The organism is Microtetraspora sp. AC03309 (assembly GCF_020826795.1).
Taxonomy (GTDB): domain Bacteria; phylum Actinomycetota; class Actinomycetes; order Streptosporangiales; family Streptosporangiaceae; genus Microtetraspora; species Microtetraspora glauca.
Map to the genome: position 1 here is coordinate 56280 of NZ_JADDIL010000043.1, position 19826 is coordinate 76105.

Sequence of the window (19826 nt, forward strand, 5' to 3'; positions counted from 1 at the left end):
GTACGGGGTGCCCCCGACAATCTTCGATCCCGCCTTCGCCGCCGACGTGGACGGTTACCCCGGTGTGACGGAGTTACCGGAAAGTGCGATCTGCCCCGAGAGCCGGCCCGTGACCATGCTGGTCGGCATGACCGTCATTCAGAAGCCGGAATACCGTCGTTTCCCGGCGGATCCGCACAATCACAAACCGAACTCCCGCTACAGCCTCGTGCTGGACCCGGTCCGCCCCGACGGGCGCTACGTGAAAGACCTGGTGGTGAACTTCGAGCATCTCGCGTCGGACGAGGTGATCCCCGTGCACGCGCACACCAACGAGGAGGTCCTCATCATCGACGAGGGCGAGGGGGAGGCGTTCTACGACGGTGAGTGGAGGCCCGTGGGCCCCGGATCGGTGATCCTGGTGCCGCCGGGCGTCGCCCACGGGTTCCGCAACCGGTCCGGGAGCGGCGTCAGGCTGCACGCCGTGTTCGCCGGACACGTGGTCGGGACGCGGCTGCTGGAACGCAGCCCTGCGCCGGGCACCGAGGACGACCCCCTTCCCCCGCCGTACATCATCGACTTCCGGAACTCGGACGGGCTCCCGTAGCCCGGCCGGGGCGGTGGGGCGGCGGCGCCCGCGCAGGGACGACGAGGGCGCCGCCCTGATCAGAACTGGACGGCCCGTGCCTGGTACGGCTCCTCGAGGTAGGCCATCTCCTTGTCGGAGAGTTCGAGGCCGGCCGCCACCAACGCGTCGTCGACGTGCCGCTCCTTGGTGGCGCCGATGATCGGCGCGGTGACGCCGGGCCGGTGCAGCATCCACGCCAGGGCCACCGACGCCGGGGCCACACCGCGCTCGCGCGCCGTCTCGGCCACCCGATCGATGATCGCGGCGTCGGCCGCGCCGCCGTAGAGCTGCTCCTGCCGTGCGCCGTCACCGACCTGGCGTACGGTCTCGGCCGGGACGCCCGCGCGGGCGAGCAGGCCCCGGGCGAGCGGGCTCCACGGGATCAGCCCGACGCCCTGGTCCTGGCACAGCGGGATCATCTCCCGCTCCTCCTCCCGGTAGAGGAGGTTGTAGTGCGGCTGCATCGAGACGAATCTGGTCCAGCCGTTGTCGGCGGCGACCTGCTGGGCTTTGGCGAACTGCCATGCCCACATGGAGGAGGCGCCGATGTAGCGGGCTTTTCCGGCGCGGACGACGTCGTTGAGCGCGTCCATCGTTTCCTCGATGGGTGTCTCGTCGTCCCAGCGGTGGATCTGGTAGAGGTCGATGTAGTCGGTGCCGAGGCGGCGGAGTGAGGCGTCGACGGCGGCGTGGATGTGTTTGCGTGACAGTCCCCAGTCGTTCTTGCCGGTGCCCATGGGGAAGTAGACCTTGGTGGCGACGACGTAGTCCTCGCGGTGGGGGAAGATCGCGCGTAGCAGGTTGCCGGTGATCTCCTCGCTGACGCCCTGGGAGTAGACGTCGGCGGTGTCGAAGAAGGTGACGCCGCCGTCGGCGGCCTTGCGGACGATGGGTTCGGCCTGGTCCTGGGGGAGTACCCAGCCGCCCCATTTGCCGGGGTCGCCGTAGCTCATCATGCCGAGGCAGATCCTGCTGACCTTGAGGCCCGTGTTGCCCAGCCGTACGTAATCCATGTCGATCACCCTAGATTCCGTCCGGTCGTTGTGAACACACAGGCGAGGCACACCCGCTCTGGGGTTGCTTCGGTTCGACGGAGTGTCAGGCCGGGGCCGGGAGCTCGAGTGCCATGAGGACATCGTCGACGTAGCGGCCCTGCAGCAGGAACTGGTCTTTGAGCCTGCCTTCGACGCGGTAGCCGTGCGCGAGGTAGAGGGCTTGGGCTCGGGTGTTCGTGCCCAACACTCTGAGGGTGATGCGGCGGGTTCCCCGGATGACCGCTTCCTGTCGTGCTGCGTTGAGGAGCAGGTGGCCGATGCCTCGTCCTTGGTGGGCTGGGGCGACGGCGAAGCCGTTGACCTCTTGGACGTGTCCGCTGGATGCGGCCATGGGGGCTGGTCGGAGCTTGATGTAGCCGACGATGCGCTCGTTCTCGTGCGCGACGAGGACGTTCTCCGGTGCCGTCCGGTCGTCGAAGAACGGGGTCTCGAGCGGCCAGAGCGGCGCTGGGGATGCCTCGAACGACCAGGTGGCGTGGTCGATCAACGCCAGTGCCCGTTCGTCGTCTTCAACGGCGGTCCGGACGGCCACCTGTGGTCGAGCGGATGTGTGATGGTGGTCGTGCCGCATTCTCTTGTCCTTCATGCGTCGTGGCGTCCTCGGGCGATGTCGGTGATCTCCTCGCTGACGCCTTGGGGGTAGACGGTCGAAGAAGGTGTCGCCGCCGTCGGCGGCCTTGCGGACGATGGGTTCGGCCTGGTCTTGGGGGAGTATCCAGCCGCCCCATTTGTCGGGGTCGCCGTAGCTCATCATGCCGAGGCAGATCCTGCATGCTGATCGCCCTGGCTTCCGTCGGGCCGCGACGATCATTATGCCCGGAATCTTCGGGATAACTTCGTCTTCGTTGTTGACGATATTTCTATGCCGTCCTAATGTTGTCTCCGTCAGAGACGATGTTCACCTGCGCGGGCGCGGGGCTTCGCCTCGGGCGTGGTAGTAATGAGATCCACAGAGGAGGCCGGACAGACAAGTTGGTGCACCATGACCGAGCACTTCCTCGGCGTTCTCGGCATCGGCGAGGCGCTGGGGGTGAGCCGGCACGCGGTGCACAAGTGGCGCTCCCGCTATCCGAGCGATTCGAATCACCCATTCCCCGAGCCCGACGTCGACGTCGACGGAGCCCCCGGCTGGCGGGCTGATCGGCTAGAGGAAATCGTGCAGTGGCGCAACGGCCTACCGGGCCGTGGCGTAGGCGGAGGCCGTCCTTCCGCCGCACGTCAGGAGTACCTCAGGGAAGCGGCGGTGCGTGGCATGGACCGCGACGAAGCGCTGCGCGCACTCGCCACGTTCACCGAAGAGTTTCCCGAGATGACCGAGCCGGAAATCTGTGCCTGGCTGATCGGGCACTGGCGCAGGTAGCACTTCCCGGCATCACAGTCCTACACGGAAGGCGATGACGCATGCCCGAAATCGGTGGGAGTACCGCACCAGGATTCGAAGGAGTACGTGAGGCGTTCGCGGCCAATCTGGGCGGCGAGCAGGAGGTGGGCGCCGCGGTCTGCGTCTACCTGCACGGTCGGAAAGTCGTCGACCTGTGGGGTGGAATCGCCGATCCCGAGACCGGCCGCCGCTGGGAGCGCGACACCTTGCAGGTCGTGTTCTCCACCACCAAGGGCGTCACCGCCGCCTGCGCGCACCTGCTGGCCCAGCGCGGCGAACTGGACCTCGACGCACCCGTCGCCGAGTATTGGCCGGAGTTCGCGGCCAACGGGAAGGACCGCATCCCCGTCCGCTGGCTGCTCACCCACCAGGCCGGACTGCCCGCGATCGACCGCCCGATCACCCCGGCGGAGGCGATCGCCTGGGACCCGATGGTGACCGCGCTGGCCGCCCAGCGCCCATTCTGGGAGCCGGGCACCGAGCATGGCTACCACGCGCACACCTACGGATGGCTGGTCGGCGAAGTCGTCCGCCGGGTGACCGGCCGCAGCATCGGCACGTTCCTCGCCGAAGAGATCGCCGCTCCGCTCGACCTGGACCTGTGGATCGGGCTGCCGAAAGCCGAGCAGCATCGGGTCAGCCGCATCGTCGCCGACCCGATCGACCTGGACGCACTGGCTGGGATCGACCTGGACGCTCTTCCCGAACCCGCGCGCGAGGTGATGAGAGCCTATGCCGATCCCACGTCACTGACCATGCGGTCGATGACCGTCGTCACGCCGCCGCTGAACCACGACGACCCCGGCGAGCAGTCCGCCGAGATGCCCTCGACCAACGGCATCTGCACGGCCCGCGCACTGGCCTGCTTCTACGCCGCGCTCATCGGCGAGGTCGACGGGCATCGCATCCTCACACCCGAGACCCTGGCGGCGGCGACCGCGGAACAGGTCAGCGGTACCGACCGCGTCCTGCGGGTTCCCGTCCGGATCGGCACCGGTTTCGGCCTGCCGACACCCGACGCCTTCTGGTACAGCCCTACCGCCTTCGGGTTTCCCGGCTACGGCGGATCACTCGGCTTCGCCGACCCGGCGAGCGGCCTGGCCTTCGGCTATGTCATGAACCACATTCAGGAAGGCGTTCCGGACCGGCGAGCCGCCACCCTCCTGGACGCGGTCCACAGCGCGATCAGGGCTCAGGTCCGGTAAGACGCCGGTCTCCCGTTGTTCCATGCACCGGCGCATCAACCGGTCGTCTCCGGCATACCGTGAGTCTCCGGCATACCGTGAGGGAGCATTGCCGGCCGACATGGCTTGCGCCACCGTCGACCACACCACGCCGTCGATGTTGATCTCGGGCCGCGTCAGCACGGCCATTCGGCCGCCGCGCACTCCTCATGCGCGGCGGGTGCTCCACCGTCGGTCGGCGGTCTCAGGCTCGGCTTCAGGCGTTGAGTTCGCCGTCGAGCAGGCCCATGAGGATCAGGTCGTGCCAGTCGCCGTCCCGGCGGAAGGCTTCGCGCGCTCGCCCCTCCTCCACGAAGCCGACCTTCTTGTACACGTGGATCGCGGCGGCGTTCGCCTCCGCCACCCAGAGAGTGATGCGGTGCAGTCGCATCTTGGCGAAGCCGTACCGGCAGATCATGCGTGTGGCCTCGGTGCCGTACCCACGACCCCAGCAGTCCTTCTCCCCGATGTAGATGTCGAGGTCCGCGTCGCCTGTCTCGGGCTCCGCGCCACTGAGCCGGACGAGGCCGATCAGCCGGCCCTCGGCGATGGTCTCGATCCCGAAGAGCACGTGTCCGTAGAAGTTTCGTTCACGTTCGCTGTGACGGGCCGTGGCCTGGGCCAGGGACTCCGGATAGCCGTCGTCGAGCCAGCGCATGGCCTCGGGGTCGCTGTTCCAGCGCCAGAGCGCTTCCGCGTCCTCCGGTTCCATCGGCCGAAATCGTACGAGGTCCCCGATCAGCACGTGTTGCTCCTTTGGTAAGCGATCACGGGAAAGGTCACCAGATGCGTTGACGATCGAGCAACTGCTTTGACAGAGGTTCTGGTGAGCGTGTTCCTCGGAACGCCCGGCGGGGCCGGGCGTCCGGCCGACCCCGGGAACGCCGTGTGGAGCCCGGGTCAGCTCATCATCGCCTTCATCGGCTGCCACGGCGTCGCGTCGAAGATCAGCGTAATCGAGGTGATCTTGCCGTCGTCGAGCCGGAAGTGCTCGGCCGTGCGCTGGGTGCCGGCCGGGGTGGCCGTGTGCACGTCGTAGACGAGGGTCGCCTCGGACTCGCCGTACAGCTCGCTGATCATGTCGACTCCGGTGACGATCTGGAGGAAGCCGGGGAGGCCGGCCAGGTGCCCGGCGGCGTCGGCGGAGCTCATCATCGGGCTCTGAAACGCGAAGGTCTCGGCGAGCTGGGCCGCGGCCGCGGGCACGTCCCCGCGGAACCGGGCGTCGTGATAGCCACGTACGGCCTGCCGGGTCAGGGTGGCGTCGGTGATCATCGCACTCCGTTCGTGTCGGTGGTGCCGTTCAGGTGCTGCGGCTCGGGTGGCAGTGCTCGGGTGCCGCGGGCTCGGGTGGCGGTGCTCAGGTGGTGCGGTCGGCCGTGCGGCTCAGGTGGTCGGCGAGCCGGCGGTGGTTGTCGGCGAGGCGCAGGCACAGATGTCGCAGTTGGGTGAGCTCGGCGGGCGTGAACCCCCGGAAGATCGCCGCCATGGCGGCCTGCGTCGGACGGCGGAAGGCTTCGATCCACGCCAGCCCGTCAGGCGTGATCTGGGCGAGTACGGACCTGCGGTCGTTGCGGTCGGGGACCCGGCGGGCCAGGCCGTCGCGTTCGAGGGTGTCCACCAGCCCGGTGACGTTGCGGGAGCTCACCCCGGCCGCCTGGGCCAGGTCGCCGATGCTGATGCCGTCGTCGGGCGTGGCGCTGAGGCGGATCAGGATGTCGAGCGCCCCGGAACTCAGGCCGCGGCCCTCGGCTCCGTGGGAGCGCATGCGCTCGACGGCGTGGACGGCGGTGCGTACGGCGGCCGCGGCCTCCAGCGCGAGGGTGTTCTCCCCGCCCGCGAAGCGGGTCATGGCCTCCCTGGCGCGCGGATCGAAGAGGTGGTCGTCGTGGTCGCGCTCGAAGCCGCTCGCGCCGCTCGATGATTTATGTACATCCTTCATAATGAAGCAGGACTTTATTACCTACTTCACTAAATGTCCATCCCAAGCTCGTGCCCGGAGCCGGGCGGCAGCGGCGCCGGGACGATCGGCACACCCTGGCTCCCGCTCGACCGGCACTCCCTCGGCGGGGAAACCGGCGATCGATCGACAGCGTGAGCGGCCACATGGTCGTCCCCGAAAGGCGCGGCGAACGCGGGCTCGGCCGCGCCTGGGCAGGCGGTCAGGAGCCCGGGCGGGAGGCCCGTTTCGACCAGCGCGCGAGGGCCAGCGCCGCGACCAGCACGAACGTCACTCCCGCGTAGGCGGCCAGCTCCGTGAACTCCTCCCGGGTCTGCTCCGGCGTCATCGTCACGCTGAGCCGTACGACCACGGACAGGATGTGCCGGACCACGGCGATGACGCCGATGATGATGAAGGGTTCGACCTGGAGATGGCCGCCCTCCAGGTGGGTCTGCACCGTCACGAAGATCTCGATGACGATCAGGACGAGCAGAAGCTCCTCCAGGAGGGCGATGGCCGTGTCGCCCCAACTCGCCGGGGTCTGGATCGCGGTCACGAACATCATGACCACGACGCCGCCCGCGATGGCGAGCAGGATGAACGCGACCACGTAGAGGAGCGCCCGTTCGACGCGGGTGAGGACCCGCAGCAGCAGGGACTCCAGCCTGCTCCGCGCGATCCTGGCCGGCGGTCTCGGCCTGCCCCCCGGGGCCGATGCGCGTGTCTCATCATCCATAGATCGGCTCATCCCTAGGTCGGCTTCCATAGATCGGCGTCGTCCATGGGTCGGGCCGGAACCGGATCGGCGTGCCTGGCGTCGCGCGCGGTCCCCCGCCGCGGATGCTTTCTCAGGAGTACCCCGATATGGCGGCCGATGCCGGTCTTTGCCGATCTTTTCGGCGTTCGTCGGCATCGCGTGTGTGCGCCACCGCAGGGAGATTGCCCGAATCGTGGCGACCTTATGGCGGCGGACCGGGAAACATGCCCCAAGGTGCGGGGAATGCCATCAAATCAGGGGAGAACCGAGGAAGGCTCCCACGGGCGAGGGAATGCCCCTCCCCGGCATCCGGTTCCCCGGAGAGCCGGTTCGCTGAAACGGGACAGGAGGGTGCCTTCGATGTCCGTCGATCTCAACCACACCATCGTGCCCAGCAGGGACAAGCGCGCGTCGGCGGAGTTCCTGGCCGGGATCCTGGGCCTTTCGGCCGCCCCGCAGTGGGGGCCGTTCGTGCCGATCAAGACGGCCAACGGCGTCACGCTCGACTACATGGACGTCGACGAGGTCCAGAAGAACCACTACTGCTTCATCGTCACCGAGCCCGAGTTCGATGTGATCTTCGGGCGGATCAGGGAGCGGGGACTCGACTTCTGGGCGGACCCGCACCACGAGAAGCCCGGTGAGATCAACCACCTGTACGGCGGGCGCGGGGTCTACTTCGACGATCCCGACGGCCACAACATGGAGGTCATCACCCAGCCGTACGCCTGACCGTGCGGCCCGCCAATTCGCGAGTAAGCCCCCGCCAAGTCGCGGACGGTACAACCGCAGGGTGAACGGATACGACATCAGGCGGCCCACCGAGGCCGACGCGGCGGCGATCCACGAGCTGGTCGCCGAGCACGACACCAGGATCCTCGGCAAGCCCGACGCCACCCTGGAGGACGTCGCCGAGATCCTCGGCGAGCTGGAGCTCGCCACCGACGGCTGGCTGGTGTACGACGGCGAGCGGCTGGTGGGCTGGGGGTGGGCCTCGCCCAAGGGGACGAGCGACAACGTGGACATCGACGTCCAGGCCCGCGTGGCCGACGTCGGGGACTGGCTGTGGGAGCGGGTCCTGGAGCGGGCGGTGGAGATCGCCCGCGACCTCGGGCACGCCCAGGCGCGGGTGGACATCGGCGTCTACCGCGAGGACGCGGCGCTGCGGGCGGCGGCCGAGGAGCGCGGCCTCGCCGCCGCCACCAGCTTCCACCGCATGCGGATCGACCACACGAAGGACGCGGAGGTCGCCGGGCCCGGGATCCCGTCCGGCGTGACCGTGGAACGCGGCGACCCCGGCCAGGAGAGGCTCCGTACGGCCCACCGGATCCAGCAGGAGGGCTTCGCCCGGCACTTCGGGTTCGTGCCCAGGACGTTCGACGAGTGGACCTCCGACATGGAGGCGTCCAGCGCGAACGACTGGAGCCAGCTCCTGGTCGCCCGCGTGGACGGCGAGCCGGCCGCGATGCTGCTCGGGACCAACCACTTCGTGTCCGACGAGGACTGCGGCTACGTGCGCACCCTCGCCGTGCTGCCCGCCTTCCGGAGCAGGGGGCTCGGCAGGCTCCTGCTGCGCGAGGCGTTCGCGGCGGACGCGCGGCGCGGCCGGGCGGGCACGATCCTGCACGTGGACTCGAACAACGTCACGCCCGCGCTCGACCTCTACCTGTCCGTCGGGATGCGCCCCGTGCTCGCCATCGACGCCTGGCGGGCGGATCTGCCGACCGGCCTGAGGTGACTCGACGGTGACTCAACCGGCCGCCGGGCCGGGGAGAAGCACGCGGAAGTCCGTACTGCCGGGGCGGCTCTCCACGGACACGGTGCCGCCGTGCGAGACGACCACTGCCTTGACGATGGCGAGCCCGAGGCCGCTGCCGCCCGAGGCACGCGCGCGCGCCTTGTCGGCCCGGACGAACCGCTCGAAGATCTCTCCCTGGACCTCCTCGGGGATGCCCGGCCCGTCGTCGTGCACGACCAGCTCCGCCGCTCCCGGAGCCGGGACGCGTACGGACACGGTGACCGTGGTGCCCCGCGGGGTGTGGGCGCGTGCGTTGCTCAGCAGGTTGGCGACGACCTGGTGGATCCGGTCGGCGTCGCCGGTGATCGTGACCGGTTCCTCCGGCAGCCGCAGCCGCCAGTGATGGTCCGGCGCGGAGACGCGGGCGTCCCCGGCGGCGTCGATCACCACGCGGCTCAGATCCACCGAGTCACGGGCGAGCGGCCTGCCCGCGTCCAGCCGGGCGAGCAGCAGCAGATCGTCGACGAGCGTGCCCATGCGGGAGGACTCCGCGTCGATCCGCTCCAGGGCGTGCCGTATCTCGTCCGGTACCTCGCCGGGGTGGCGCCTGGCCAGCTCGACGTGGGCCCGGACCGTCGCCAGCGGAGTGCGCAGCTCGTGACCGGCGTCGGCGGCGAACGTGCGCATCCGCTGCTCGCTGGTGTGCCGCCGGGCGAGGGCTTCGCCCACATGGCCGAGCATGCGGTTGAACGCGGCCCCGAGCTGGCCGACCTCGGTGTGCGGGTCCTCGTCCGGTACGCGGTCCGGCAGCGCCACGGCGCCGCTGGCCAGCGGCAGCGTGCTGACCCGGCGGGCCGTGGCCGCCATCCGTTGCAGGGGGCGCAGCGACAGCCGGACCCACGTCGCGCCGGCGATCCCGGTGACGACCATGACGATGGCGAACACCACGATCTCGGCGATCAGGAGGCGGTGGATCGTGGTGTTGACGCCCTCGAGAGGAAGGCCGTTGACGAGGACGTCGCCGTCGGCGCCCTCGATCGCCATGACGCGGTAGTCGTCCAGCTCCGACAGTTCCACGGTGTGGCCGCGCCGGTCCGCCGGCACGGCGGTGAGGGCGGCGGCGTCTCCGGCGGAGAGGCTGACGTCCGCTCCGTCCGGCGCCACCACGGCGGCGTGCGTCACCTGGCCGTTCAGGAGACGAGCGCCCAGGGTCCCGAGGGACTGCCCGCGGCTGTCGCCGCGCTCGCCGTACCTTCCCCCGTGCTCCAGGCTCGCCGCGAACTTCCCGGTCGTCATCGACAGCTGCGCGTCGAGCCGGTCCACCATGAACCGCTCCAGCGAGAGGGAGCCGGCCGTGCCGACCGCGGCGCAGGCGAGCGCGAGCAGGGCGAGCACGCCGATCACCAGCCGGGCTCGCAGGGTGCGCGGTCTCATGGCTTGAGCACGTATCCCACGCCGCGGACCGTGTGGATCAGCGGGCGGCGTCCTGTGTCGATCTTCCTGCGCAGATAGCTGATGTACAGCTCGACCACGTGGGCCTGGCCGCCGAAGTCGTAGGACCAGACCCGGTCGAGGATCTGCGCCTTGCTGAGCACTCTGCGCGGGTTGCGCATGAGGAAGCGCAGCAGCTCGAACTCGGTCGGGGTGAGCTCCACCAGCTCGCCGCCGCGGGTCACCTCCCGCGCGTCCTCGTCCATGGTCAGGTCGCCCACGGCCAGGCGGGCTCCCTGGGAGGTCCGGGCCATGCCCGCGCGGCGCAGCAGGCCGCGCAGCCGGGCCAGGACCTCCTCCAGGCTGAATGGCTTGGTCACGTAGTCGTCGCCGCCCGCGGTGATCCCGGCGATCCGGTCCTCCACGGCGTCCCTGGCCGTCAGGAAGAGCACGCACACGTGCGGCGCCTCGGCGCGCAGGCGGCGCAACACCTCCAGGCCGTCGATGTCGGGGAGCATGACGTCGAGGAGCACCGCGTCGGGATGGAACTCGCGGGCGGCGTTCACCGCGGCCGTGCCGTCGGCGGCCGAGCGCACCTCCCACCCCTCGTAGCGCAGCACGGCGGCGAGCACCTCGACGAGGTCGGGTTCGTCGTCGACGACGAGCACACGGACCGGGGTTCCGTCCGGGCGGACCAGCTCAGGGAGATCGCGGGAGGTCGTACGCATAGTGATGACAACGTCCTCCCTGTTCCCCGGCGGATGCTCTGAGCCGGCTCTGAGAATCCTATGAATCCTTCCGGTATGCCCCGCCTCATAGGGAACTGAGAAGTTCGACTGGCACGGTGATCCACGGACCGAGGAAAGGGGACATCTCCGTGAGCACCGCCTTCACATCGCCGGTTCGGAACGGGGGAGCCGTCGACGGCACGCACCGGGCCATGCCGCAGGGAGGCGCCCGCGCGCGCCCCGAGGCCGTCCTGGTGGCCGTCGCCGTGGGCGCGCTCGCCGTACTCGGCCTGTGGTGGGCGGGCACGCCGAGCGTCTCCGGGCTGGACGGCTGGCTGACCAACGCCGGTCGGATCACCGGGCTCCTCGCCGGGTACGCGTTCGCGGTGCTGCTCGCACTGATGGCCCGGGTCCCCGCGCTGGAGCGCGGGGTGGGCTCCGACAGGCTCGCCCGCTGGCACTCGATGGGCGGGCGGTACGTCGTCGGGCTCGCCGTCGCGCACACCCTGCTGATCATCTGGGGCTACGCGGTCACCGACGGCACCGGCGTGGTGAGCGAGACCGTGACGCTCAACCTCACCTATCCCGACGTGCTCAAGGCCACGGTGGCCCTGCTGCTCCTGGTCGGCGTCGGGATCGTCTCGGCCCGCGCCGTCCGGCGCCGGCTGCGTTACGAGACCTGGTTCCACCTGCACTTCTACACGTACCTCGTGGCCTGGCTGGCCTTCGGGCACCAACTCGCGAACGGCAGCGAGTTCCTGACCTTCCCCGCCGCCCGTACGGCCTGGTACGTCCTCTACGTCGCGGTGGCGGTGCTGGTCGTCTGGTACCGGTTCCTCATGCCCGTACGGCAGGCGTTCCGGCACCGGCTCAAAGTCGCCGGGGTCGTCCAGGAGGCTCCCGGCGTCGTCTCCGTCCACATCTCCGGGCGCCGTCTCGACAGGCTCGGGGCCGAGCCCGGCCAGTTCTTCCGGTGGCGGTTCCTCACCAGGGACCTGTGGTGGTCTCCCAACCCCTACTCGTTGTCGGCGGCGCCGCGTCCCGGCGAGCTGCGGATCACCGTGAAGGACCTGGGCGACCAGAGCCGCGCGCTCGCCCGCCTGCGCCCCGGCACGCGGGTGGTCGCCGAAGGCCCGTACGGCGCGTTCACGGCGGGCCGCCTCAAGGGGCGCAAGGTGCTGCTCATCGCCGGAGGCGTGGGTGTCACGCCCGTGCGCGCCCTGTTCGAGTCGGTACCGGCGGCGCCCGGCGACCTCACCCTCCTCTACCGGGCCAGGACCACCGGCGACCTGGTGTTCCGCGCCGAACTTGAGGCGATCTCCACCGCCCGCGGGGCGGCGTTGCACTACTGCGTCGGACCGCGGAGCGAGATCGGCGATCCGTTCACGCCGGAGACGCTCACCGAGCGCGTCCCCGGGTTGCGCGAGCACGAGGTCTACGTGTGCGGACCGGAGAGCATGACGCGCAGCGTGGTGTCCGCGCTGCGCGCCGCCGGAGTGCCGAAGAGGCGCATCCACCACGAATCGTTCGAGTTCTGAAGGAAGGCTCATGCGCAGAGCGATATTGGCCGTGCTCGCCACCACCGTCGGCCTGGTGCTGTTGTTGTCCTTCAAACCGCACGAGATCACCGCGTCCGCCGACCGCCCGTCCGCCGGGGCGCGGGCCGAAGCGCTCTCCGGCCGCGACCCCGGGTTCGACGGCCACGGCGACGGTGACGGGGACAGCGACGGTGACGGGTTCGGTCCTCCCGGGGGCGACCACGGGGAAGGCGGGGTCTCCTCGAACTCGGGCGCCTGGACCGGTGACGGCGCGAGCGCGGGCGCGACGAGCGGCGACAAGACGGTCACCGGTGACGCGGCCGACACCCGCTGGGGCCCGGTGCAGGTCGAGCTCGTGATCTCCGGCGGCAAGGTGACCGGTGTCAAGGTGCTCCAGGCCCCCGACAACAACCACAGGGACATCGCCATCAACAACCGGGCGCTCCCGATCCTGAACCAGGCGGCGCTCTCGGCCCAGTCGGCCGGGATCGACACGGTCTCCGGAGCCACCTACACCAGCGAGGGGTACATCACCTCGTTGCAGAGCGCCCTCGACAGGGCCGGGCTCTGATGCGCCACGTCGAGCACGTCATGGGCACCGTCTTCTCCTTCGACGTACGGGACCCCGTCGACGCGACCCGGGCCCTCGAAGAGGCCGTGGCCTGGTTGCACCATGTCGACGCGACCTTCTCGACGTATCGCACGGACAGTCCGGTCAGCCGGCTCGGCAGGGGCGAGATCGCCCTCGCGGACTGCCCGGCGGAGGTGGCGGGTGTCCTCGATCTGTGCGAATCGGCGGCCCGCGCCTCACGGGGGTACTTCACCGCCCGTCCAGGAGGCCGGCTCGACCCCTCCGCCATGGTGAAGGGATGGGCGATCGAGCGGGCGTCGCTCATCCTCACCCGAGCGGGAGCGCCGAACCACTGCGTCAACGGCGGGGGCGACATCCAGCTCGCCGGGTCCGCCGCCCCCGGGCGGCCCTGGCGCGTCGGCGTCGCCCACCCGCTGCGGCCGGGCGATCTCGCCACCGTGGTGACCGGGACGGACCTCGCCGTGGCCACCTCGGGCACCGCGGAGCGCGGGCCGCACATCCTCGACCCGCACACCGGCCGACCGGCCATCGAACTGGCATCGATCACCCTCGTCGGCGCGAGCCTGACCATGACCGACGCGTACGCGACGGCGGCCTTCGCCATGGGCGGCGCGGCCAGGGAGTGGGTGGAGGGACTCGACGGGATGGAGGCGTTCGCGGTCACATCAGAGGGCGGCACCTGGAACACGTCCGGTTTTCCGGCCGGCTAGTGCGCGGCGAGGCGCCGTATGGGCCGTGCGCAGCAGGGCTTGATTTGCCGGACACGACCCAGCGGCGCCATTCACCGGCGCAGCAGAGGAAGTGAGGTCGCGGCGGCGGCGAGGGCGACGACGGCGAGCCCGGCCCCCGTGACCGCCATCGCGTGCGCGGACGGGCGAAGCGAGAGGAAGAGCGTGCCCAGCGCGGCCACGCCGGCCACCTGGCCGAGCTGGAGCATCATGGCGGTCACCCCGCTGGCGTCAGGGGCGTCGGCGGGCGCCACACCTTGCAGCGCGACGGTCAGCAGGGGGCCGAACGCGAAGCTGAGCCCCACCGAGGCCACCGCGAGCACGATCTCGAGAAGCGGCTCGCCGTGGCCGCCGTCGCGGAGCGTGAGGGCCACGCCGAGATATCCGGCCGCAGCGGTCACGAGGCCGATCGTGATCATCGCACGGTGCCACGCGGCGGGGAGACGCTGCCAGGTGAGGCTGACCAGCGCGAAGCCCACGGCCGCCGGAACGAAGGTCAGACCGGCGCGCAGCGGGCCGTCGCCGAGGCCGCCTTGGAGGTGCAGCGCCAGGGTGAACAGGAACCCGCCGTACGAGACCATACTGAGGAAGATCGCCAACGCCGCCGGGGTGAAGCCGGGGGCACGCAGCAACCGGGCGGGCACGATGGGGTGCGCCGCTCGGCGCTCCACGAGGACGAACACGCCGAGCAGCACGGCCGACGCGGCCATGGAGATCCACCCCCACAGGGGCCAGTCCTCCTCGTGGCCCAGGACGAGAGGGACGACCAGCAGCGACACGGCGAGCGACAGCGTGACGAGCCCAGGAATGTCGATTCCCTGGTCGCGCCGGACGTGCTCCCCGGGGAGCAGCCGGGCGCCCGCCGCCAGGAGAACGATCCCGACCGGCACGTTGACCAGGAAGACGGGGCGCCATGCCGTACCGAACAGGTCGGCGGTGACGAGTAGCCCGCCCAGGACCTGGCCGACCACGGCGGCGGTGGCGATGACGCCGGAGTACAGGCCGATCGCCCGGGCCCGCGCGGCGCCGTCGAAGGTGAGCTGGATCAGGCTCAGCACCTGCGGGACCATCAGGGCGGCTCCCGCGCCCTGGAGCAGCCGGAAGGCGATCAACGGTCCCTGGGCGGTGGCGAGCCCGCACAGCAGGGAGGCCAGGGTGAACAGGGCGAGCCCGGACAGGAAGACCTTGCGATAGCCGGTCAGGCCGCCCAGCCTGGCGCCGGTGACCAGCAGCATCGCGTAGGCGATCGTGTAGCCGGAGATGATGAGCTGGAGAGCGGACCCTCCGGTCCCCAGGTCGGCGCGGATCGTCGGCGCGGCGACGTTGACGATGGAGACATCGAGGATGGCCATGAACTGCCCGGTCAGGATGACGGCGAGCAGCCAGGACGCGGAGCGTCGCCCTGCGGGCGATCGGGTCGGGACGGCGGTTGCAGTGGTCATGGCTGTCATGCTCCGGCCGCACGGATACGGGTACAGAGAGCCTGGTGATCCTGGTACTGACACCACCTGGCACGCGCTCGGGACATTGGCCAGGATGGGCGGGTGAACTCAGCGACGACGGGTCCGGGGGCCCGTAGGAGCCAGCTCGGAGCGTTCCTGCGGAGCAGGCGGGAGCGGATCGCGCCGCAGGACGTCGGGCTGCCGCCCGGCCTGCGCCGCCGCACTCCGGGGTTGCGGCGCGAGGAGGTCGCGCAGCTCGCGGGCGTGGGGGTCACCTGGTACACCTGGCTGGAGCAGGGCCGGCCGATCAACGCGTCCGTGCAGGTGCTCGACGCGATCGCGCGCACGCTGCGGCTGGACGCGGCGGAGCTGGAGCACCTCTACCGGCTCGCGGACCTGCCCGAGGTGCCGGAGTCCGAGGCCGATCACTGCATCGCGGCCGAGGTCCGCACGATCCTGGACAACCTGGACCCTCTCGCGGCGGGCGTCTACAACAGCCGGTACGACCTACTGGCCTGGAATGCCACGTACGCGCTGCTTTTCGCCAACCTGGTACGGCAGCCGCCGGAACGGCGGAACGCGCTGTGGCAGATATTCACGGCGCCCGACTGCTGCAACCCCGTCGTGAACCGAGGGGCCGAGCTCCCGCAGATGGTCGGCAGCCTCCGAGCGGCGTACGCGCGGCACATGGGTGAGCCCGCGTGGACCGGGTTCGTGCGCAGGCTGTCCGCGGAGAGCCCCGACTTCGCCGCGATGTGGGCGACCCATGACGTGGCCAGGCAGGGGAGCCGGATGAAGATCTTCCAGCATTCCGCGGTCGGTCTGATCCGGATGACCTCCACGAGCCTCGCGCTGTCGTCCCTGCCGGAGACCAGGATCGTCGTCTACACGCCGCTGGACGAGGAGAGCGGCGCGCGCGTCGCCAGGCTCGGTACCTTTCGTGCTGCTCTTGTGGTGGACCACGCGCACTGATCGGGTATGCCGACGAGCATGGCATGCCGAATCACCGAGCTCGTCCTCGACTGCCGCGATCCGGAACGGCTCGCCGCCTTCTGGTGCGAGGTGCTGGGCTTCGCCGTGCTGGACCGGCTCGAGGGTAGCGTGCGCATCGGCCCGCCGGAGGGGGGCTTCGGCGGCCTCCAGCCGACCCTGGTGTTCAATCAGTCGCGCGAGCCCAGGCAGGTGAAGCTGCGCCTGCACATCGACGTGAACCCGACCGACCGGGAGCAGGGTGAGGAACTGGTGCGCCTGCTCGCGGCCGGCGCGACCCGCGCCGACATCGGGCAGACGGGACACGAGCCGTGGATCGTGCTCGCCGATCCCGAGGGCAACGAGTTCTGCCTACTGCACCACCGGCTGGAACCGGCCTGAGCGTCCCGGCGCCCCCGGTCAGGACGCCGGATGTTGCAGATGGTCGCGGATCTTGGTGCCGACGGTGCGGAGGTGTTCCACCTCGCGTGGCGTGAGCAGGTCGAACATGTGGGCACGGACCGCGGCGACGTGCCCCGGCGCCGTGGCCGCGAGCTTCGCGAGGCCCTCCTCGGTGAGCTCGGCCTCCGTGCCGCGCCTGTCGTCCGCGCAGTCGGTACGGCGTACCCAGCCGAGCCGCTCCAGCCGGGTCACCGCCCGGGTCGCGCCGCTGCGGGTCGACAACACGGCGTCGGCGAGATCGCGCATGCGCATGCGCCGGTCGGGGGCCTCCGACAGCACGACCAGCACCTCGTAGTCGAGCATGGAGACGCCCGAGTCGGCTTCGAGCTGGCGATCGAGGGCCTGGATCAGCAGCCGCGTGCTGTCCAGGTAGGCACGCCATGCCCGCTGCTCCTCCGAATCGAGCCACCGCACCTCGTCCATGCCGCCCAGCCTACCGGGAATAGTTGACGGCGAAACGACATTGGGTAGAGTGAATGTCGTTGACGGCGAAACGACCTTGTGCCGTACGCCGCCCCGCGACCACTGCGCGACCGGAAGGAAGGCCCCATGCCCGCCGTCACCGTGGAGAACACGCTCGCCCTGCCCCGCGTCCCCCTGCCCGACCCGCTGACCGCCGCCGACCGCCCCGTCGTCTCCGTGACCACCGCGCCCCGCGCGCTCGAAGGCGAGGGCTTCCCCGTACGGCGGGCCTTCGCCGGGGTGGACGTGCGCGCCCTGGACCCGTTCATCCACATGGACCAGATGGGCGAGGTCGAATACGCCCCCGGAGAGCCCAAGGGCACGCCCTGGCACCCGCACCGGGGCTTCGAGACCGTCACCTACATGATCGATGGGGAGATGGCCCACTCCGACTCCCACGGAGGCGGCGGCCTCATCGGAGGCGGCGACACCCAGTGGATGACGGCCGGCTCGGGGATCCTGCACATCGAGACCCCGCCCGAGTACCTCGTCGCCAGCGGCGGGCTGTTCCACGGCCTCCAGCTCTGGGTGAACCTGCCGCGCGCGCAGAAGTTCGCCGCGCCCCGCTACCAGGACATCACCTCCAGCAAGGTCGCGCTGCTCAGCTCCGACGACGGCGGCGCGCTGGTCCGCGTCATCGCCGGCGAGGTCGGCGGCCACGCCGGGCCCGGCTCGACGTACACGCCGATCACGCTCGTGCACGCCACCGTCACGCCCGGCGCGTCGCTGACGCTCCCGTGGCGTACCGACTTCAACGCGCTGGTCTACGTCCTCGGCGGCAGCGGCACCGTCGGCGCCGAGCGGCGGCCCATCAGCGCCGGGCAGCTCGCGGTCTACGGCCAGGGCGACACCATCACCGTCGCGGCGGACGCCCGCCAGGACTCCCGCACCGGTGGGCTGGACGTGTTCGTCCTCGGTGGCCTGCCGATCCGCGAGCCGGTCGTCGCCTACGGACCCTTCGTCATGAACACCAAGGCGGAGATCATCACCGCGATGGAGGACTACCAGGCCGGGCGCCTGGGCAGCATCCCGGCCGCCCACGCCGACGTGCGGACCGCGACGCCGGACGCCTGAGGAAGGGACGCCTGCCGAACGGGCCCGGTGAACAGGTCCCGTATCCGGCCGGGCGGGCGGCCCGTCTCCCGGCGGACCGTCCTGGCCAGGTGGGCCTGGTCGGCGAAGCCGAGTTCGGCCGCCAGCCGGGCCAGGTCGGTCTCGCCCTGCTCGATCCTGGCCAGCGCCCCGCTCACCCGCACCCGGTTGCGGTAGCGGCTGAACGTCATGCCGCAGTGCGCGTGGAAGGTCCGGCTGAGGTGACCGGGAGAGACGCCGAGCGTGCGCGCCAGCCGTACCAGATCGGAGGCGTCGGGGACGCCGGACAGCACCGCCTCACGCGCCAGCGCGGCCAGCTCCGGCCGCCCGTGGCTCGCGGGGACGGCGGCGACCAGCTCAAGCGCGCGGACCAGCGGCTCGGGGTCGGCGCCACGCAGCAGCAGCCGGTGCGCGAGCTCCAGGCGGCCGTCCACGGGAACGCCGGCGCGCACCGGCCGCCCCTGCGTGACCTCGTGCCACAGCCGGTCGCCGACGGTGATCGTGGTGCAGGCGTCTCCGCCCATCGGGTGCGAGACGCGGTGGTCGCGTCCGGGGATCAGCAGGTAGCCCAGGCTGGGGTCGGCGGTCAGCCGTTCACCGTCGCTGCGCACGCGAAAGCCGCCGCGGCGGACGAAGACGATCTGGTGGGCGTCGATCGGCCGGGGCGCCGACCAGCCGGGGGTCGTGTCCGTGCAGACCACCACATGTACGGCGAACTCCACGGCTGGGCATCATATTCGTTCAAGACGGTCCGGATCGCGGCGGGCGATGGTGGCCGCCATGAGAACCGCCCAACGGACCGTCCTGCCGGTCCTCCTCGCCGGCCAGGCCATGGCGTCACTGGACAGCAACATCGTCACGGTCGTGCTCCCCTCCATCCAGCGCGCCTACGCCGCCGACGGCGCGACCGTGCAGCTGATCGCCACGGGGTACGGGCTGACGCTGGGCGTGCTGATCGTCACCGGCGCCCGCCTCGGCGACATCCTCGGTCACCGCAGGGCCTTCCTCTCCGGCGTCGCCGGCTTCACCGCGGCCTCCGCGCTGTGCGGGCTCGCGCCGTCGGTCGCCGTCCTCGTCGTGGCGCGGGTCGCCCAGGCGGTCGCGGGGGCGCTGCTCATCCCGCAGGTGTTCTCGCTGATCCAGCTGCGATTCACCGGGCGGGCACGCGAACGGGCCGTCGGGCTGTACGCGATGGTGATCGGGCTGTGCGTCGCGGTGGGCCAACTCCTCGGCGGGCTGGTGGCGGGTGCGGATCTGCCCGGACTGGGCTGGCGGGCCGTCTTCCTGATCAACCTGCCCGTCGGACTGGTGGTGCTCGCCGCCGGTCGGCGGACGTTGCCCGTCGTCGGCGGCGACCGGTCGGTGCGGCTCGATCCCGCCGGCGTCGCGCTGCTCACCGTGGCCATGCTCGCCCTCACCGTCCCGCTGATGGTCGGCAGGCAGTACGGCTGGCGGCCCTGGACGTGGATCGCCCTCCTGGCCGGGGCGGGGCTGCTGGCCGCCTTCGTCCGCCACGAGAGCAGGACCGCCTTTCCCCTGCTCGACCTCCGGCTGACCCTGCGCGCGGGGATCGTGCCGGGGCTGGTGAACTGCTGCCTGGTGTCGGCCGCGTACGCGGGTCTGATCTTCTCTCTCACCCTCCACCTGCAGGGGGAGCTGAGGGTGGGGCCGTTGGGGGC

23 protein-coding genes are annotated in these 19826 nt (G+C 70.7%); 12 read left to right on the top strand and 11 right to left on the bottom strand.

Annotation, left to right across the window (positions count from 1 at the left end; translation table 11 throughout):
- Nucleotides 1-7: 7 nt before the first annotated feature.
- Nucleotides 8-586 carry a cupin domain-containing protein gene (locus IMZ11_RS24485; protein WP_228644686.1) on the top strand — a complete coding sequence of 193 codons (579 nt, stop codon included), beginning with the start codon at nt 8-10 and terminating at the stop codon, nt 584-586.
- Between the two features lie 59 nt (nt 587-645).
- On the opposite strand, the gene IMZ11_RS24490 is transcribed toward IMZ11_RS24485, so the two are convergent.
- Both IMZ11_RS24490 and IMZ11_RS24495 read right to left on the bottom strand, forming a co-directional pair.
- Nucleotides 646-1620, bottom strand: coding sequence for an aldo/keto reductase (locus IMZ11_RS24490; protein ID WP_228644706.1), 975 nt, complete (start codon nt 1618-1620; stop codon nt 646-648).
- An 85-nt stretch (nt 1621-1705) separates the two neighbouring features.
- Nucleotides 1706-2416 (bottom strand): GNAT family N-acetyltransferase, encoded by a 711-nt coding sequence (locus IMZ11_RS24495; RefSeq protein ID WP_228644687.1) that lies wholly within the window; start codon nt 2414-2416, stop codon nt 1706-1708.
- A gap of 228 nt (nt 2417-2644) precedes the next feature.
- Here IMZ11_RS24495 and IMZ11_RS24500 point away from each other — a divergent pair, with 228 nt between their 5' ends.
- Both IMZ11_RS24500 and IMZ11_RS24505 read left to right on the top strand, forming a co-directional pair.
- Complete coding sequence (locus IMZ11_RS24500) at nt 2645-3022, top strand: hypothetical protein (protein ID WP_228644688.1); 378 nt, start codon at nt 2645-2647, stop codon at nt 3020-3022.
- Nucleotides 3023-3063: 41 nt separating this feature from the next.
- The gene (locus IMZ11_RS24505) at nt 3064-4248 is read left to right on the top strand and encodes a serine hydrolase domain-containing protein (RefSeq protein ID WP_228644689.1); all 1185 of its coding nucleotides are present in this window, start codon (nt 3064-3066) and stop codon (nt 4246-4248) included.
- Between the two features lie 235 nt (nt 4249-4483).
- On the opposite strand, the gene IMZ11_RS24510 is transcribed toward IMZ11_RS24505, so the two are convergent.
- The 4 genes from IMZ11_RS24510 to IMZ11_RS24525 all read right to left on the bottom strand — a co-directional run bounded on the left by IMZ11_RS24510 (nt 4484) and on the right by IMZ11_RS24525 (nt 6944).
- On the bottom strand, nt 4484-5011 hold the full coding sequence (locus IMZ11_RS24510) for a GNAT family N-acetyltransferase (RefSeq protein ID WP_228644690.1): 528 nt from the start codon (nt 5009-5011) through the stop codon (nt 4484-4486).
- A gap of 155 nt (nt 5012-5166) precedes the next feature.
- Nucleotides 5167-5541 (bottom strand): nuclear transport factor 2 family protein, encoded by a 375-nt coding sequence (locus IMZ11_RS24515; protein WP_228644691.1) that lies wholly within the window; start codon nt 5539-5541, stop codon nt 5167-5169.
- A gap of 85 nt (nt 5542-5626) precedes the next feature.
- On the bottom strand, nt 5627-6208 hold the full coding sequence (locus IMZ11_RS24520) for a MarR family winged helix-turn-helix transcriptional regulator (protein WP_228644692.1): 582 nt from the start codon (nt 6206-6208) through the stop codon (nt 5627-5629).
- A gap of 220 nt (nt 6209-6428) precedes the next feature.
- Nucleotides 6429-6944: a phosphate-starvation-inducible PsiE family protein gene (locus IMZ11_RS24525; RefSeq protein WP_228644693.1), complete on the bottom strand. Its 516-nt coding sequence runs from the start codon at nt 6942-6944 to the stop codon at nt 6429-6431.
- Nucleotides 6945-7325: 381 nt separating this feature from the next.
- Here IMZ11_RS24525 and IMZ11_RS24530 point away from each other — a divergent pair, with 381 nt between their 5' ends.
- Complete coding sequence (locus IMZ11_RS24530) at nt 7326-7697, top strand: VOC family protein (protein ID WP_061256904.1); 372 nt, start codon at nt 7326-7328, stop codon at nt 7695-7697.
- 61 nt (nt 7698-7758) lie between these two features.
- Complete coding sequence (locus IMZ11_RS24535; protein WP_228644694.1) at nt 7759-8703, top strand: GNAT family N-acetyltransferase; 945 nt, start codon at nt 7759-7761, stop codon at nt 8701-8703.
- Nucleotides 8704-8715: 12 nt separating this feature from the next.
- Here the strand turns inward: IMZ11_RS24535 and IMZ11_RS24540 are convergent, their stop codons facing one another.
- Nucleotides 8716-10137 (bottom strand): cell wall metabolism sensor histidine kinase WalK, encoded by a 1422-nt coding sequence (locus IMZ11_RS24540; protein ID WP_228644695.1) that lies wholly within the window; start codon nt 10135-10137, stop codon nt 8716-8718.
- The gene (locus tag IMZ11_RS24545) at nt 10134-10862 is read right to left on the bottom strand and encodes a response regulator transcription factor (RefSeq protein ID WP_305075900.1); all 729 of its coding nucleotides are present in this window, start codon (nt 10860-10862) and stop codon (nt 10134-10136) included. The genes IMZ11_RS24540 and IMZ11_RS24545 overlap by 4 nt, the downstream gene beginning before the upstream one ends.
- A 149-nt stretch (nt 10863-11011) precedes the next feature.
- On the opposite strand from IMZ11_RS24545, the gene IMZ11_RS24550 reads away from it, so the two are divergent.
- Genes IMZ11_RS24550 through IMZ11_RS24560 form a run of 3 tightly spaced genes read left to right on the top strand, consistent with a single transcriptional unit; the run spans nt 11012 to nt 13702 of the window.
- Complete coding sequence (locus tag IMZ11_RS24550) at nt 11012-12400, top strand: ferric reductase-like transmembrane domain-containing protein (RefSeq protein ID WP_228644696.1); 1389 nt, start codon at nt 11012-11014, stop codon at nt 12398-12400.
- A 10-nt stretch (nt 12401-12410) separates the two neighbouring features.
- The gene (locus IMZ11_RS24555) at nt 12411-12971 is read left to right on the top strand and encodes an FMN-binding protein (protein ID WP_228644697.1); all 561 of its coding nucleotides are present in this window, start codon (nt 12411-12413) and stop codon (nt 12969-12971) included.
- Nucleotides 12971-13702: an FAD:protein FMN transferase gene (locus IMZ11_RS24560; protein WP_228644698.1), complete on the top strand. Its 732-nt coding sequence runs from the start codon at nt 12971-12973 to the stop codon at nt 13700-13702. The genes IMZ11_RS24555 and IMZ11_RS24560 overlap by 1 nt, the downstream gene beginning before the upstream one ends.
- Before the next feature lie 71 nt (nt 13703-13773).
- Here IMZ11_RS24560 and IMZ11_RS24565 read toward each other — a convergent pair whose 3' ends face one another.
- Nucleotides 13774-15162: an MFS transporter gene (locus IMZ11_RS24565; RefSeq protein ID WP_228644699.1), complete on the bottom strand. Its 1389-nt coding sequence runs from the start codon at nt 15160-15162 to the stop codon at nt 13774-13776.
- A 102-nt stretch (nt 15163-15264) separates the two neighbouring features.
- On the opposite strand from IMZ11_RS24565, the gene IMZ11_RS24570 reads away from it, so the two are divergent.
- Complete coding sequence (locus tag IMZ11_RS24570; protein ID WP_228644700.1) at nt 15265-16134, top strand: helix-turn-helix transcriptional regulator; 870 nt, start codon at nt 15265-15267, stop codon at nt 16132-16134.
- 18 nt (nt 16135-16152) lie between these two features.
- On the top strand, nt 16153-16533 hold the full coding sequence (locus tag IMZ11_RS24575) for a VOC family protein (RefSeq protein WP_228644701.1): 381 nt from the start codon (nt 16153-16155) through the stop codon (nt 16531-16533).
- Nucleotides 16534-16551: 18 nt separating this feature from the next.
- Here IMZ11_RS24575 and IMZ11_RS24580 read toward each other — a convergent pair whose 3' ends face one another.
- A complete protein-coding gene (locus tag IMZ11_RS24580) occupies nt 16552-17016 on the bottom strand; it encodes a MarR family winged helix-turn-helix transcriptional regulator (RefSeq protein ID WP_061256917.1) in 465 nt (154 codons plus the stop codon).
- Between the two features lie 126 nt (nt 17017-17142).
- On the opposite strand from IMZ11_RS24580, the gene IMZ11_RS24585 reads away from it, so the two are divergent.
- Nucleotides 17143-18129, top strand: coding sequence for a pirin family protein (locus IMZ11_RS24585; protein WP_228644702.1), 987 nt, complete (start codon nt 17143-17145; stop codon nt 18127-18129).
- On the opposite strand, the gene IMZ11_RS24590 is transcribed toward IMZ11_RS24585, so the two are convergent.
- Entirely contained in the window at nt 18057-18869 is an 813-nt protein-coding gene (locus IMZ11_RS24590; protein WP_228644703.1) for an AraC family transcriptional regulator, read from the bottom strand. The two genes, IMZ11_RS24585 and IMZ11_RS24590, sit on opposite strands and share 73 nt — an antisense overlap.
- 58 nt (nt 18870-18927) lie before the next feature.
- Here IMZ11_RS24590 and IMZ11_RS24595 point away from each other — a divergent pair.
- A partial coding sequence (locus IMZ11_RS24595) for an MFS transporter (protein ID WP_228644704.1) occupies nt 18928-19826 on the top strand: 899 nt, incomplete at its 3' end.

Excerpts from the sequence above, each read along its gene's own strand:
- IMZ11_RS24490 (WP_228644706.1), bottom strand. The coding sequence starts at position 1,620 with ATGGATTACGTACGGCTGGGCAACACGGGCCTCAAGGTCAGCAGGATC.
- IMZ11_RS24495 (WP_228644687.1), bottom strand. The coding sequence starts at position 2,416 with ATGATGAGCTACGGCGACCCCGACAAATGGGGCGGCTGGATACTCCCC.
- IMZ11_RS24500 (WP_228644688.1), top strand. The coding sequence starts at position 2,645 with ATGACCGAGCACTTCCTCGGCGTTCTCGGCATCGGCGAGGCGCTGGGG.
- IMZ11_RS24505 (WP_228644689.1), top strand. The coding sequence starts at position 3,064 with ATGCCCGAAATCGGTGGGAGTACCGCACCAGGATTCGAAGGAGTACGT.
- IMZ11_RS24515 (WP_228644691.1), bottom strand. The coding sequence starts at position 5,541 with ATGATCACCGACGCCACCCTGACCCGGCAGGCCGTACGTGGCTATCAC.
- IMZ11_RS24520 (WP_228644692.1), bottom strand. The coding sequence starts at position 6,208 with ATGAAGGATGTACATAAATCATCGAGCGGCGCGAGCGGCTTCGAGCGC.
- IMZ11_RS24525 (WP_228644693.1), bottom strand. The coding sequence starts at position 6,944 with ATGGATGATGAGACACGCGCATCGGCCCCGGGGGGCAGGCCGAGACCG.
- IMZ11_RS24530 (WP_061256904.1), top strand. The coding sequence starts at position 7,326 with ATGTCCGTCGATCTCAACCACACCATCGTGCCCAGCAGGGACAAGCGC.
- IMZ11_RS24540 (WP_228644695.1), bottom strand. The coding sequence starts at position 10,137 with ATGAGACCGCGCACCCTGCGAGCCCGGCTGGTGATCGGCGTGCTCGCC.
- IMZ11_RS24545 (WP_305075900.1), bottom strand. The coding sequence starts at position 10,862 with ATGCGTACGACCTCCCGCGATCTCCCTGAGCTGGTCCGCCCGGACGGA.
- IMZ11_RS24555 (WP_228644697.1), top strand. The coding sequence starts at position 12,411 with ATGCGCAGAGCGATATTGGCCGTGCTCGCCACCACCGTCGGCCTGGTG.
- IMZ11_RS24560 (WP_228644698.1), top strand. The coding sequence starts at position 12,971 with ATGCGCCACGTCGAGCACGTCATGGGCACCGTCTTCTCCTTCGACGTA.
- IMZ11_RS24565 (WP_228644699.1), bottom strand. The coding sequence starts at position 15,162 with ATGACCACTGCAACCGCCGTCCCGACCCGATCGCCCGCAGGGCGACGC.
- IMZ11_RS24575 (WP_228644701.1), top strand. The coding sequence starts at position 16,153 with ATGGCATGCCGAATCACCGAGCTCGTCCTCGACTGCCGCGATCCGGAA.
- IMZ11_RS24580 (WP_061256917.1), bottom strand. The coding sequence starts at position 17,016 with ATGGACGAGGTGCGGTGGCTCGATTCGGAGGAGCAGCGGGCATGGCGT.
- IMZ11_RS24585 (WP_228644702.1), top strand. The coding sequence starts at position 17,143 with ATGCCCGCCGTCACCGTGGAGAACACGCTCGCCCTGCCCCGCGTCCCC.